Origin of the sequence: Geothrix campi (genome assembly GCF_024609265.1) — a bacterium.
Taxonomy (GTDB): domain Bacteria; phylum Acidobacteriota; class Holophagae; order Holophagales; family Holophagaceae; genus Geothrix; species Geothrix campi.
In genome coordinates this window covers 25,762-39,532 of record NZ_JANHMP010000004.1, presented here as the reverse complement: position 1 = coordinate 39,532, position 13,771 = coordinate 25,762, and the positions used below count along the sequence as shown (strand labels likewise).

Here is a 13,771-nt window from a genome sequence, read left to right as displayed (position 1 = left end):
TTTCAGGCCTGGGCGATGATGCCGTAGAGATCCGGCCGGCGGTCGCGGAAGAAGCCGAAGGAGGCCCGGTTGCGGCGGATCTCATCGAGATCCAGATCCGCCGTGATGAGGCCGGCGTCCGTGCGACCCAGTTCTGCCACCTTGTCGCCGCGATGGTTCGCAATGAAGGAGTGGCCGTAGAAGGTCTGGTCGCCTTCCAGGCCGATGCGGTTGGCGGCCACCACGGGCACCACGTTGGACACCGCGTGGCCGATCATGGCCCGCTGCCACAGATCCTTGGTGTCCAGCTCGGGGTTCTCGGGTTCGGTGCCGATGGCGGTGGGATAGAGCAGGATCTCCGCGCCCAGCAGCATCATGGCGCGGGCGCACTCCGGGTACCACTGGTCCCAGCAGATGCCCACGCCCAGCTTCCCGAAGCGGGTCGGCCACACCTTGAAGCCGGTGTTGCCGGGCCGGAAGTAGAACTTCTCCTCGTAGCCCGGGCCATCGGGGATGTGGCTCTTGCGGTAGATGCCGAGCAGGGCGCCATCGGCGTCCACCATGGCCAGGCTGTTGTAGAAGGCGTGGCCGTCCCGTTCGAAGAAGGAGACGGGGATCACCACGCCCAGTTCCTTCGCCAGGGCCTGGAACCTGGCGAGGGTGGGATGGCCCGCGACGGGCTTCGCCCAGTCGAAGAAGGCGTCCTTCTCCTCGCGGCAGAAGTAGAGGCCCTCGAACAACTCCGAAGGCAGGATGATCTGGGCGCCCGTGGCCGCCGCCTCGCGGACAAGGCCCTCCACCTGGGCAACATTCCGCTCGAGGCTGTCCGTGAAGGCGCACTGGAGGGCGGCGACGCGGACGGTGTTCGCCGGCTGGCTCCTGGATTCGCTCATGGTACCTCCGGCTGCTGCTGGGTGATGCAGTGGAAGGCGCCGCCTCCGCTGAGGATGGCGCGGGCGGAGCGGCCCACGACGCGATGATTCGGGAAGAGCGACGCCAGGGCGGCCACGGCCTCATCATCGTACGCCGTGCCATAGGTGGGCACCACCACGCTGCGGTTGCCGATGTAGAAGTTCACGAAGCTGGCGGGCATGAACTCGCCTTCCTCGTCCCGCACCACGCCTGGCGAGGGGATGCGCACCACCCGGAGCTTCCGACCCTTCGCGTCGGTGAAGCCTGCCAGATCCGCGGCCAGGCGATCCAGGGTGGCGGCGTTGGGATCGCCCGGCTCCCGGGCCTCCATGCACACCACCACGCCCGGCGCCACGAAGCGGGCCAGGGTGTCGATGTGGCCGTCCGTGTGGTCGTTCAGCAGGCCCTCGTCCAGCCACAGCACCTTCTCCGCTCCAAGGCCGTCGGCCAGAGCCGCCTCGATCTCCGCCTGGTCCAGGCCGGGATTGCGGTTGGGGTTCAGCAGGCACTGGCGGGTGGTGAGCACTGTGCCTTCGCCGTCCACCTCCACGGAGCCCCCCTCGAGGATCCAGGCGTGATCGCGCCGGGAACATCCGCTCAAGGCCGCCACGCGACCCGCCACCCGGTCGTCCTCGGGCAGCAGGTACTTCCGGCCCCAGCCGTTGAACCCGAAGCACGCGGCCTGAAGCGAGCCTGCCCCATCCTTCACGAAGATGGGCGCGGTATCCCGCAGCCAGATGTCTCCCACCGGCACGCGGTGGAAGCGGACCTGGCCGAGTGCTGGTGCCAGGGCGGCGCTCGCTTCGGCTTCGGCCGCGGCATCCTGCACCAGGATGTCCAGGGCCTCGCCGCCGGCCTCGGTGAGGGCGAGGCAGAGGGCCGTCCATTCCGCCCGGGCCGGGGCGAGGTTCTCCTGCCAGAGGTGGCCATGGCTGGGCCAGGCCAGCCAGCAGGCGCTGTGGCGATCCCACTCGGCGGGTTGTCGGTAGGTCGGCTGAAACATGGCGTGGAACCCCTGGAAACGGCGCGGCTCCGGGTGGGAGCACCCTCCAGTTCAGCAAAAGGGTCTTCTCCCGTCGAGGTTTATTGCTCACCCGGGGGCCTTATTGATGCAACGACAGGAATCCCCCAGAAGGGGCTTATGCCGCTTACCATGATGCATCCTCCCGGAGCCTCCATGTTCCTGATCCGCGCCCTGCGTGCCGCGCTCGTCCCGGTCCTCCTTCTTGGCGCCGCGATCGCCCCGGCCCAGACCCTGGTGACCGGCTCCGCCGCCGTGCGGGAGCAGTACGCCAAGCGTGAGGTCCAGATTCCCATGCGGGACGGGGTGAAGCTCTTCACGGCCATCTACACCCCGAGAGACTCCAGCCGCACCTATCCCTTCCTCCTCCAGCGCACGCCCTACAGCGTGTACCCCTACGGCGCCGACGCCTATCCGGAGCACCTGGGCCCCTCGGCCCCCTTCCAGAAGGAGGGCTTCATCTTCGTCTACCAGGACGTGCGGGGCCGGATGATGTCCGAAGGCGAGTTCGTGAACATGCGGCCCCAGCGCGCCGCCAGCGGCGCCCCCGTGGACGAGAGCACCGACACCTACGACACCCTGGACTGGTTGCTGAAGCACGTGGAGGGCCATAACGGGAGGGCCGGCCAGTGGGGCATCAGCTACCCCGCCTTCTATACCGCCGTGGGCATGCTGTCGGGCCATCCGGCCCTCAAGGCCGTTTCGCCCCAGGCCCCTATCGTGGATTGGTTCGCGGGCGATGATTTCCACCGCAACGGCGCGCTCTGGCTGCCTCACGCCTTCAACTTCATGGTGAACTTCGGCAAGCCCCGGCCCAAGCCCACCTCGGACTGGGGCAAGCCCTTCCGTCGCAACACCTCGGATGGGTACGAGTGGTTCCTGCGTCTGGGGTCCACGGGTGCCACCCGGCAGTACACGCCAGACGTCGCCTTCTGGAACGAGATGCTGGACCACCCGGACTACGACGCCTTCTGGCAAGCCCGCAACCTGCGGCCCCAGATCAAGGATGTGAAGCCCGCCGTGCTCACCGTGGGCGGCTGGTTCGACGCGGAGAACCTCTTCGGCGCCCTCCAGGTGTTCAAGACCCTCGCCCGCCAAAGCCCCGCCACGGACAGCCACCTGGTCATGGGCCCCTGGTCCCATGGCGGCTGGGAGCGCACTCAGGGCAACCACCTCGGCTCCGTGCAGTTCGGCGCCGACACCTCCACCTGGTTCCAATCCGAGGTGCTCTTCCCCTTCTTCCTGCACCACCTGAAGGACGCGAAGAATCCCGCCCTGCCCAAGGCCACCGTCTTCGAGACCGGCGCCAACCGCTGGCACCAGCTGGATACCTGGCCACCAAAGGCCACCACGCCGGCCCGGGTCTACTTCCAGCCCGGAGGCCGCCTTGCCTTCACGCCTCCGCCCGCCGATGGCGGCGCCGATGCCTTCATCTCGGACCCGGCCAAACCCGTGCCCTTCATCGAACAGATCGCCATCGGCATGCCCAAGGACTACATGACCGCGGACCAGCGCTTCGCCGGCCGCCGCCCGGATGTGCTGGTGTTCCAGACGGAGCCCCTGGCCGCGGACCTGACCTTCGCGGGCCCCCTGCGACCCGAGCTCTTCGTGGCCACCACGGGTACCGATGCCGACTGGGTGGTGAAGCTCATCGATGTCTATCCGGATGACTTCCACAATCCCGATTTCCAGGAGGGCGGGGCCTCCCCCTGGGACCGCACACCCAATCCCATGGGCGGGTATCAGCAGCTGGTGCGCGGCGAAGTCATGCGCGGCAAGTTCCGCGACAGCCTCGCCACGCCCGCGCCCTTCGTCCCCAGCCAGCCCACCCGCGTGGCCTGGTCCATGAACGACATCTTCCACACGTTCAAGAAGGGTCACCGGATCATGGTGCAGATCCAGAGCACCTGGTTCCCCCTCATGGACCGCAATCCCCAGGTGTTCATGAACATCAACGAAGCGAAACCAGGGGACTACAAGAAGGCCACCCACACCGTCTTCCACGACGCCGCGCGGCCCAGTGGGGTGTCGGTGGGACTGCTGGATTCGGCGGGGCCCGCAAGGCGGTAGGAGGATCAGGCGGGAGGCCCAACCTTGACGGGAGTCGGGTTGACGCCTGGCGAAGAACCAGTGACACTCGATCGCAGTTTCCCGATTTATGCATCATCTTTGGAACGACCGAGGTCCGGAGCCCCTTTTCCGATCAAGCCCATGCTCCTTGGCTTCACGCTTCACGTTGGGAGGGATCCATGTCCCGTTTCTTCCTCAGCCTGGTTTCCCTGGTGGTTCTCCAAACGTCGGGATGGGCCCAGACGCCCGTGAGCCCACAGAGCCCTCCGGCGGCGGCGGACCCCTATGAACTGATCCCAGTGGCCGACGACCAGACGGTCATCGAAGCCAAAAGCCTGATCCTGCAGGCGGGCGTGCTTGGCACGGCTCAATCCCAGGCCCAGCCTGGGCAGCGTCCCCTGGGTCCGGGATCCAGCATGGCCGACCTGGCCACCGACATGCCCAATGCCTTCCGCTGCTACGGATTCGTCCTGGGGGTCGGGGAGAAGCTGCGCCTGCGGCTCCAGGGGCAAACGGAAGGCCGCATCTTCATGAAGTTTCTGCCCAAGCGACCGGCGGATGCCATGGCTTCCCAGGTACGGCGGGCGAACCTGATGCCAGCCCCCTCGCGCGCCTCCAGGATCGAGATCACCAACATTATGGACAAACCCTACCAGGTCGCCCTGATGCTGTATGGCCAGGCCAACTACCCGTACACCCTGGTGATCGAGCGAACCAAGAAAAAGTGAGGATCGGCCCCGGTCTGGCGTCGTTGAGGGCCAGGTCAGAACCGAACCATTGAATGACCTCGGGAGCGGCACCCGGGGCGGAATTCCCGGGCTTCAGCCCTTCCACCCCTCCAGCACCCGGAACCGGCTGCCCATCATGTCCGGCAGGGTGAGCTGGAGGAGGTTCTCGGTGCGCTTCATCCGCTCAGGAGTGGGCAGGGTCATCCACATCGGGGCCCACTGCTCCAGGGGGGCGTGGGTGCGGATCCACTTGCTCAGCTCCATGTGGGAGAGGTCCGCCAGGCCTTCGCCTTCGAGCAGCGTGGCCAGTCGCGTAAAGTCGACATCCGCTGTCAAATCAGCTTCGCCCAGGTCCTCGTGCCAGTTGCCATCCACGCTGTGGGCCTTGAAGCGGCGCAGGTCCGCCCCCTTCGCCAGCAGCCGATCCGCGGATTCACCGTAATCCACCGCCAGGAAGAGGCCCACCTGCAGGGGCGCTGCGAGTTCGTGGACGAGACTGGGCAGGCCTTCGCACCAGATGCTGCCATCGCGAGGCTCGAGGCCATCGGTCTTGGCGGCGAACCAGGCTCCGGCCTTGCCGGGATCCGCCGCCTGCCACTGGGGGCCCGTGGCCGTCAGCACCTCGCGCAGCCAGCGCTCGCCATCCCAGCGCCAAGGTTGGGCCGGCAGGGCGTCGAAGAGTTCGTTGCTGAACACGCATCCGGTGAACGGCTCCAAGAGGTCTGACTCGGCGACAAATCGCGCGCGATTTGTCGTTAGAAAAGGAGCTAGAGCCGCTTCCGCGGCTCTTCTGGCGGCGGGGTTGTCGTCGCGGTGGAGGTAGAGGAGGGCTTCGGCGAAAGGGCCGGTCACGGCGTTCAACACGTCGCGGCCCAGCCAGCCACGACCGGCGCCGGGCTCCAGGGCCGTGAATGTCGCCGGCCGGCCCAGGCGCTCCCAGGCCGCCTCCAGGCGCAGGGCGATGGTCTGGCCCAGCAGCGGCCCCAGATCCAGGGCCGTGTAGTAGTCCTTGCCCGCGAAGCCCCAGGGGCCTTCCGTCCGGCGGTAGTAGCCATGCTCCGGGTGGTAGAGGCCCAGGGCCATCACCTCGGCGGCGGGGACGGGGCCTTGGGCGAGGCGGGCTTGCAGGAGGTCGGTCAGCGGATTCACTTCTTCTCCAGGGGCCATTTCTCCAGCAGCACGGGCAGCAGCCACTGGGTGAGCAGCAGGGCCAGGGCCACGCCGCCCAGGCAGGCGAGGCCGAGGCCGCGCAGGCCGCGGTAGCCGCTGAAGACCATGCCGCCGAAGCCGGCAAGGGTGGTGCCCGCGCAGACGGCGTTGACCCGCGCCACGCGCTGGGAGGCATCGGCCTCGCCCCGGGCCCGGTGCAGCAAGTTGAAGGCCGTGTCCACGCTGACGCCCAGGGCGATGGGAATGGCCATGAGGGACAGGAAGGTGAGCGGTTCCCCGCCCCAGCCCAGGGCGCCCAGGGCGCCGGCCTGGCTGGCCAGCAGCGGGATGAGCGCGAACAGGGCGAAGCGCAGGCTGCGTCCGAAGATGGCGATGACCGCGAAGATGCCCGCCAGAGCTAGCAGTACGGCCTGCTGAACCGCCTCCCGTGCGATGCCCTTCACCACGCGGAAGAGGGGCTGGGTGCCCACGAAGCGCCCACCCGCGGCCTCGACCTCCGGAGTGAGCCGGAGGAGGGAGGCCTCGTCCAGCCTGATGGGGACCGTCAGCGCCGGGGCCAGCGGAGCGGGGGGTCGCCCGTGGTGCAGGCGATCCCAGAGCGTCCAGCGATGGGCCGCCTCCGGTGGCTGGGCCGCCCGGGGCAGCAGGGCCTGGAGGGCCCGCACGGGTTCGCCGGGATCCGCCGCGGCGGACGCCAGGGCTGACAAGGGCCCCTCCAGGCCCGCAGGGTCCAGGCCCGCCCGGGTCGCGGCCTCCAGCACCTGGCGGCGCCAGGTCTCGGACCCCAGGGTGTGGCGCAGCTCGGGCTCCAGGCTCTGCCAGTCGGGCACGGGGAGCCCCGCCTCGCGGAGGATGGGGCTCAGCTTGTTCCAGCGGACCGGCAGGCGATCGGGATCTTCGAGGGGGATCTGGAGGGCCAGGGGCTGGAGGCTGGCACCGAGGGTCTTCGTGAGGCGTGCCTGCAGGGTGAGGGCGGGGTTGCCCTGGGCCCGGAAGCGGCGCAGATCCTCCTCCCAGCGGGTGCGGGGAGCGCCCAGGAGCGCCAGGACCAGCAGCCCGAGGGCGGCCCAGGGAGCCCAGGCCCGGCGGCGGGGCAGCGGCGGCGGCGGCCCCGGGGCGAAGGTGCCCTTGCCCCGATCCAGCCAGAGCAGCAGGGGCGGCATCACCAGGAAGGTGGCGACGAGGCAGGCCAGCAGGCCCAGCCCCGTGGTGAGTCCCAGATCCCGGATGCCGGGGAAGGGGGCGAAGGCCAGGGCCAGGAAGGCCAGGGCCGTGGCCAGGGCACCGGCCACCACGCCTGGCCCGGTGCCCAGCAGCGCCGCGCGCAGCGCCCGGGCCTTGAGCCGGCCCGCCCGGCGTTCCTCGCGGTAGCGGCTGAAGAGCAGGATGCCCACGTCGTCGCCCACGCCCAGCAGCACGGCGCCGAAGCCGGCGGCCATGAGGTTGACGCGCCCCAGGATCCAGCCCGTGAGCCCCAGGGCCCACAGCATGCCGATGAGCAGCGGCCCCATGACGAAGCCATAGCCCGCCAGCGTTCGGAAACCCAGCCAGTACACCAGGCCGATGAGGACGAAGCTGAGGGCCAGGCTGAGGAGCACCTCGATCGTCAGCCGGTGCGACTCCCAGGCGGTGATGGCGTGGGCGCCCGTGACCTGGAGGCGGAAGGCGCGATCAGCCCAGGGTCCCAGCGCGGTCTCGACCGCCTTCAGCGTGGCGGCCTCGGGCAGGGGGCCGTCGGCACCCCGGCCCAGCCAGGCCAGGGCGCGGGTGGTGGCTTTCACGTCCGTGGCCGGGAAGCCCGCCACCAGGGGCAGCAGGACGAAGCGGCCATCCTTGGTCTCCAGGTACCCGGTCCGCATGCGCAGGGTGAAGGCCCGGCCCAGGGCCTGGGCCTTGGCCATGCCTTCGCCGTTCTGCGGGGCCAGATCCCGGAGGCCCAGGGGGTCCAGCCGAGCCAGGGCCGCGGGCAGGGGCTCCGGGGACGCCAGGGTGCGGGCCGTCGCCTGCAGGCGACGCTGGACCTCCGCGGGGTTCTTCAGGGGCGCGAGGCGGTCGCCCAGCCAGGCCGGGGCCAGGGCGTAGAGGGTTTCGGTGGTGAGCCGGCTGACCGCGGCATCGCCCTCGGTGATGGCGCCCACCGCCAGCAGCGCCGGCCAGGGACTCACCCCGCCGGGGCCGGGAACCGGCACGGGATCGGACAGGCGGCCTTCGGCGGCCAGGCCGTTGAGGGGCAGGCCGCCCTTCGTGAGGAGCCGGTCCACCAGGCCCTCAGCCCAGGCACGACGGGCCTCCAGATCGGCCTCGCTCCCCTCGGCCACCAGCCAGAGCAGCTCCTGCTGGCCGACGCCGGCTTCCAGGTTGGCCCGCACGGCCGGGTGATCGGCCGGCAGCAGGCTCATCAGATCCAGGGCCCGCTCCACGCGCAGGGTGCCCCAGCCCAGCAGCAGGGTGAGGCCCGCCGTGAGGATCCAGAGCCCCGACGACCGGGACAGGTGCAGGCGGAGGAGACCGCGCAACAGGGCTTTCACGTGGCTAGCCCCGCTCCATGCGCTCGATCCAGGGCTTCAGGGCCGGCACCATCTCCACGCGCTCGGCCCCGCGGAGTCGCTCGAAGAGGCTGCCATCCTCCAGCCGGACGAGGGGGTGGTTTTCGCGGCGATCCATGGCTTCCGGAGGGTAGGAGGCGGTGAGGATGGTGGGCAGTTCCTCGCTGTAGCGGTGATCCAGCAGCTGGGCCAGGGCCTGGGCGACGCGGATGTCCGAGTCCATTCGATCCCAGTCGTCCAGGACGAGCAAGGGCTGGTCCTGAAGCGGTTCGATGAGGTCCCGCACGCTCTGAAAGGTCTGGTTCTGGTAGCTCCGGATGTCGTGGTAGACGTCCTTGATGGCCTGGCTGAGGGTCCGTACAGAGACGAAGCTGCCGCTCCGGCCCAGGCGCTCGGTCCAGGCCCGCAGGGCGGCAGCGGCCAGGGTGCTGCGACCGCTCTGGGCGGGGCCGTGGATCCACCAGAGCTCCCAGCCGTGGCGGAACTTGTGCTTGCCGTTCGAGGCCCACTGGAAGAGGGCCTCCGCGCCGGCCGGCCGGATGCCGTGCTCGGGCCGGCGCTTGAGGGCCTGCAGGAGCTTCACGAGATCCTCCCGACCCTCCAGCTCGCCCACCGCCTCGACGGGCTGGGCCAGGAGGTCCTCCAGGTCCGCCACGCGATCCAGCAAGGCTCGGGTGTGGCAGGCCTGGGCGTTATTCCACCACTTCCAGAAGTGGGTGAAGTTGGCCTCCCGGTAGCGGGCGGGCAGTCCCAGCGTTTCCGCGTCGGGAGCCAGATCCACCGTGCAGCCGCAGACCAGCACCGGCTTCCGGGGATCTGGATCGAAGAGGAGGCCCTGGCCCTGACAGCGGGGACAGTCGGGACGACCCTTCACCATGATGGCTCTCCCGTCATGGTCCATCCCCGCCGCGGAGGAAGCCGCCCAGGACTTCCCGGCGCCGCTCGCGGATGCGGGAGAAGGCCCGCTCCTCCAGCTGCCGCACGCGCTCCCGGGAGATGGGCGGGTTGAACTGCTTGCCGATCTGTTCGAGGGTCAGCGGATCGTGGCCACCCAGCCCGAAGTGCAGCGCGATGATCTTGCGCTCCTTCTCGCTGAGGGTGGCCAGGCTGGCCTCGATCTGCTCCAGGAAGGCCTCCTGGTCCAGGGTGTGCATGGCCGAGGGCTCCACCTCCTGCTCCAGGCTGTCGCCCACGGTGAGGTCGGAATCGCCCAAGCCCTGCTCGGTGGACACGGTGGACGTGGTCTGCTGGAGCAGCTGGAGGCGCTCCACTTCCTCCACAGTGAGGTTGGCCGCCTGGGCGATCTCCTGCAGCATGGGCACCCGGCCCAGGGACTGGCTGAGCTTCTGGGTCACGCGGTTGAGCTGCACGAGGTGGCCAGCCACCTTCTGCGGGAGGCGGATCTTGTTCCCATGCTCAGCCAGCGCATGGAAGATGGCCTGCCGGACCCACCAGGAAGCGTAGGTGAGGAACTTGTTCAGGCGCTCGGGATCGAAGCGCTTGGCCGCCTCGATGAGGCCCAGATTGCCTTCGCTGATGAGATCCAGCAGATCCAGGCCCATGCCTTCGAACTTGCGGGCCTCCTTCACCACGAAGCGCAGGTTGCCCTCCACCAGCTTGCGAAGGCCCTCGGGATTGCGGTCGTTCTGCCACAGGCGCCCGTTGATCCGCTCCTCCTCCGCCGTGAGCAGGGGCAGGTGGCGGATCGAGTCGAAGTACTTGTCGAGCGAACGCTCTTCGAGATGCCGGAGGGGCACGGAACACCTTGGGGGAAGGATCAGCATAGCAAGCGATCCGACCCGCTTGCGAAACCTCAGATCAAGAGCGTTTGCGGAGTCCGTGCGGCGTCAGCTTCACCAGGCCTGTGCCGGTCGCCGGCCGGGGCACATCCTTCACGCCGGCGGCCTCCAGGGCCTGGGCCAGGCGCTCCAGGTCCTCCTGCATGCGGTTCAGGCGATCCCGCAGGGTGAGCACCACCTCCACCCCGGCCAGGTTCACGCCCAGGTCGCGGGTGAGATTCAGGATGAACTCCAAGCGCTCCAGATCCTCGTCGCTGTACAGGCGGGTCTTGCCTTCGGTGCGGCTGGGCGTGAGCAGGCCCTCCCGCTCGTAGAGCCGCAGGGTCTGGGGGTGCACGCTGTAGCGCATGGACACCACGCCGATCATGTAGGCGCCGAGCCTCGGGTCCTTAGCCATGATGCTGCCCTCGCTGCTTGCACACGTCCGCGTCGTTCAGTTCCGCCAGCTCCCGGAGGAGCTCCTTGCTGCGCTCGTCCTGGATCTGGGGCGTCACCACGGCCACTTCCGCGATGAGATCACCCCGCTGGCTGCCCCTGGGGATGGGCATGCCCTGGCCCTTGAGCCGAAGCCGGGCACCGGTTTGCGTGCCGGGGGGCACCTTGATGGTCTGCTGGCCTTCGGGCGTGGGCACATCCACCTTGGCCCCCAGAGCGGCTTCGGAGAAGCTGATGGGCAGGCGCACGTAGAGGTTCGGTCCCTTGCGCTCGAAGCGGGCGTCCGGCTCCATGCTGATCTGCAGGTAGAGGTCGCCGGGGCCGCCGCCGCGACGACCGGCCTCACCCTTGCCCCCCACGCGCAACCGGGCCCCATCCTCCACCCCCGGCGGGATGGCGATGGTGACGGTCTCCTGCCGGGGATGCCGTCCGGCGCCGCCGCACTCGGGACAGACCGGGGCGCGCATCCCCCGGCCCTGGCAGTCGGGGCAAGTGCGCCCGAAGGAGAGAAAGCCCGAAGCTCCGCCCACCTTGCCCTTGCCGTTGCAGGTGCGGCACATCTCCTGCTTCTTGGCGGCCTCCCCCGTGCCGCGGCAGGCCAGGCAGGGCTCGGAGCGGTTGATGCGCAGGCTGAGACGCGTGCCCTCGAAGGCTTCCCGGAAGCCCAGGCGCACGGCGTGGACGAGATCTTCGCCCCGTTCGGGCCCATGGCGCATGGGGCGGCCGCCGAACCCCGCGAAGATGTCCTCGATGGAGATGCCGCCACCCTGGTCGAAGCCCGGCGGGATCTGGGCCCCGGGGCCGCTGGGATCGCCGTAGGTGTCGTAGTTCTTCCGCTTCTCGGGATCCGACAGCACATCGTTGGCCTCGGCGAGCTTCTTGAATTCCGCCTCGGCCTTGGCGTCGCCCGGGTTCAGGTCCGGATGGTGCTTCCGCGCCAGCTTCCGGTACGCCTTCTTGATGTCCTCGTCCGAGGCCGTCCGCGATACGCCCAGGATCTTGTAGTAGTCGGGATGGGACATGGTCTTAGTCTAGGTCACTAAGATTTCGTTCGTGCGGAAAATCCGAACCAGAGATGAAAAGCAGAGACCCGGCTCAGCCGGGCCTCTGCGCAGGGGCCCGGGGGTGTTCGCGCAGCGAAGCGGAGCGAGGAACCCCCGGACAAAACTTAACTGACGACTTCCGCATCGATGACGTTGTCGTCGCCCTTCTTTTCGCCGGACTGGGCGCCCGGAGCGCCGGGCGTGCCGCTGCCATCCTGGGGCGGCTCCTGCTTGTAGAGGCTCTCCGCCAGCTTGTGGCTCTTGGCGGTGAGCACCTCGAGGGCCTTCTTGATGCGGTCCTGGTCCAGGCTGGCCAGGGCGGCCTTGGCCTCGGTGATGGCCTCCTCGGCCTCCTTCTTGTCGCCTTCCGGCAGCTTGTCGCCGCTGTCCTTCAGGAGCTTCTCCACCTGGTAGACCATCTGGTCGAGGTGGTTCTTCTCCTCCAGCAGCGCCTTGCGGGCCTCGTCGTCGGCCTTGTGGGCCTCGGCGTCCTTCACCTTGGCGTCGATCTCTTCCTTGGAGAGGCCCGTGCTGCCCGTCAGCGTGATGCTGGCGTCCTTGCCCGTGCCCTTGTCCTTGGCCGTGACGTGGACGATGCCGTTGGCGTCGATGTCGAAGGTGACCTCGATCTGCGGCAGGCCGCGGGGGGCGGGTGCGATGTTGCCCAGGTGGAACTGGCCCAGCAGCTTGTTGCCCTCCACCACGGGGCGCTCACCCTGGAACACCTCGATGTCCACGCCGGGCTGGTTGTCGACGGCGGTGGTGTAGATCTCCGAGCGCTTGGTGGGGATGGTGGTGTTGCGCGGGATGATGACGCTCATCTGCCCGCCGTTGGCGTTGATGCCGAGGCTGAGCGGCGTCACGTCGAGGAGCAGCACGCCCTTGACGTCACCGGCCAGCACGCCGGCCTGCACAGCGGCGCCCAGGGCCACGACCTCGTCCGGGTTCACGCTGTGGTTGGGCTCCTTGCCGAAGATCGACTTCACCATCTCCAGCACCTTGGGGATGCGGGTGGAGCCGCCCACCATCACCACTTCGTCGATCTCGTGGTGGGCCAGCTTGGCGTCCTTCACGGCGTTCTCGCAGGGGCCCTTGAGCTTCTGCAGGATGGGCTCGATCATCAGCTCAAACTTGGCACGGGAGAGCGTCTGGTTCACGTGCTTGGGGCCGCTGGCGTCCGCGGTGATGTAGGGCAGGCTGATGTCGGTCTGCGTCGTGCTGGACAGCTCGATCTTGGCCTTTTCGGCGGCCTCCTTGAGGCGCTGCATGGCGTCGGCCTGCTTGCGGAGGTCGATGCCCTCGGCCTTCTGGAACTCGTCCGCCAGCCAGTCGATGATGGCCTGGTCGATGTTGTCGCCGCCCAGGTGGGTGTCGCCGTTGGTGGACTTCACCTCGACTACGCCTTCCGAGACTTCAAGGATGCTGATGTCGAAGGTGCCGCCGCCGAAGTCGAAGACGGCGATGGTGCCGTCCTTCTTCTTGTCCAGGCCGTAGGCGAGGGCCGCGGCCGTGGGCTCGTTGACGATGCGCTTCACGTCCAGGCCCGCGATGGCGCCGGCGTCCTTGGTGGCCTGGCGCTGGGCGTCATTGAAGTAGGCGGGCACGGTGATGACGGCCTCGGTGACCTTCTCGCCCAGGTAGGCCTCGGCGGCCTCCTTCATCTTGTTCAGCACCGCGGCACTGATCTCCTCGGGGCTGAGGTGCTTGCCGTTCACCACCACGGCGCAGCCACCCTTGTCGGCGCGCTCCACGGTGTAGGGCACGAGCTTCTGCTCCTTGTCGGAGTCGGCGTAGGGCAGGCCCATGAACCGCTTGATGGAATAGATGGTGCTCTTGGGCTGGGCCACGGCCTGGCGCTTGGCCGGGGCGCCCACGAGCCGCTCGCTGGTCTTGGGGTTGAAGCCCACCACGGAAGGCGTAGTGTCTGTGCCCTCGGGGTTCGGGATCACCTTGGGCTGCCCGCCTTCCATAACGGCGACGCAGCTGTTGGTGGTGCCGAGGTCAATACCGATGATCTTGCCCATGTCGTTCCTCCTGGGGGCCCAGGCCGGGCCATGCCCACCCTGGA

Annotated in this window: 11 protein-coding genes; 2 read left to right on the top strand and 9 right to left on the bottom strand. The window is 68.7% G+C overall.

Annotation, left to right across the window (positions count from 1 at the left end; translation table 11 throughout):
• Positions 1–2: 2 nt before the first annotated feature.
• Positions 3–872: an N-carbamoylputrescine amidase gene (gene aguB / locus NOV65_RS14605; protein ID WP_257307343.1), complete on the bottom strand. Its 870-nt coding sequence runs from the start codon at positions 870–872 to the stop codon at positions 3–5.
• The gene (locus NOV65_RS14600; RefSeq protein ID WP_257307342.1) at positions 869–1,894 is read right to left on the bottom strand and encodes an agmatine deiminase family protein; all 1,026 of its coding nucleotides are present in this window, start codon (positions 1,892–1,894) and stop codon (positions 869–871) included. Before NOV65_RS14600 ends, aguB begins: the two co-directional genes overlap by 4 nt.
• Positions 1,895–2,068: 174 nt before the next feature.
• Here NOV65_RS14600 and NOV65_RS14595 point away from each other — a divergent pair, with 174 nt between their 5' ends.
• The gene (locus NOV65_RS14595) at positions 2,069–3,982 is read left to right on the top strand and encodes a CocE/NonD family hydrolase (protein ID WP_257307340.1); all 1,914 of its coding nucleotides are present in this window, start codon (positions 2,069–2,071) and stop codon (positions 3,980–3,982) included.
• Between the two features lie 179 nt (positions 3,983–4,161).
• Complete coding sequence (locus NOV65_RS14590) at positions 4,162–4,710, top strand: hypothetical protein (protein WP_257307339.1); 549 nt, start codon at positions 4,162–4,164, stop codon at positions 4,708–4,710.
• 93 nt (positions 4,711–4,803) lie between these two features.
• Here NOV65_RS14590 and NOV65_RS14585 read toward each other — a convergent pair whose 3' ends face one another.
• The 7 genes from NOV65_RS14585 to dnaK form a co-directional block, all read right to left on the bottom strand.
• Complete coding sequence (locus NOV65_RS14585) at positions 4,804–5,859, bottom strand: SAM-dependent methyltransferase (protein WP_257307337.1); 1,056 nt, start codon at positions 5,857–5,859, stop codon at positions 4,804–4,806.
• Positions 5,856–8,408, bottom strand: a complete 2,553-nt coding sequence (locus tag NOV65_RS14580; RefSeq protein WP_257307335.1) for an MMPL family transporter — start codon at positions 8,406–8,408, stop codon at positions 5,856–5,858. Before NOV65_RS14580 ends, NOV65_RS14585 begins: the two co-directional genes overlap by 4 nt.
• Before the next feature lie 4 nt (positions 8,409–8,412).
• Positions 8,413–9,303 carry a P-loop NTPase family protein gene (locus NOV65_RS14575; RefSeq protein WP_257307334.1) on the bottom strand — a complete coding sequence of 297 codons (891 nt, stop codon included), beginning with the start codon at positions 9,301–9,303 and terminating at the stop codon, positions 8,413–8,415.
• Positions 9,304–9,316: 13 nt separating this feature from the next.
• Positions 9,317–10,183: a sigma-70 family RNA polymerase sigma factor gene (locus NOV65_RS14570; protein ID WP_257307333.1), complete on the bottom strand. Its 867-nt coding sequence runs from the start codon at positions 10,181–10,183 to the stop codon at positions 9,317–9,319.
• Between the two features lie 61 nt (positions 10,184–10,244).
• Positions 10,245–10,622: a MerR family transcriptional regulator gene (locus tag NOV65_RS14565; RefSeq protein WP_306672172.1), complete on the bottom strand. Its 378-nt coding sequence runs from the start codon at positions 10,620–10,622 to the stop codon at positions 10,245–10,247.
• Positions 10,615–11,682, bottom strand: a complete 1,068-nt coding sequence (dnaJ, locus tag NOV65_RS14560) for a molecular chaperone DnaJ (RefSeq protein ID WP_257307331.1) — start codon at positions 11,680–11,682, stop codon at positions 10,615–10,617. Before dnaJ ends, NOV65_RS14565 begins: the two co-directional genes overlap by 8 nt.
• A 146-nt stretch (positions 11,683–11,828) precedes the next feature.
• On the bottom strand, positions 11,829–13,727 hold the full coding sequence (gene dnaK / locus NOV65_RS14555) for a molecular chaperone DnaK (protein WP_257307330.1): 1,899 nt from the start codon (positions 13,725–13,727) through the stop codon (positions 11,829–11,831).
• Positions 13,728–13,771 lie beyond the last annotated feature (44 nt).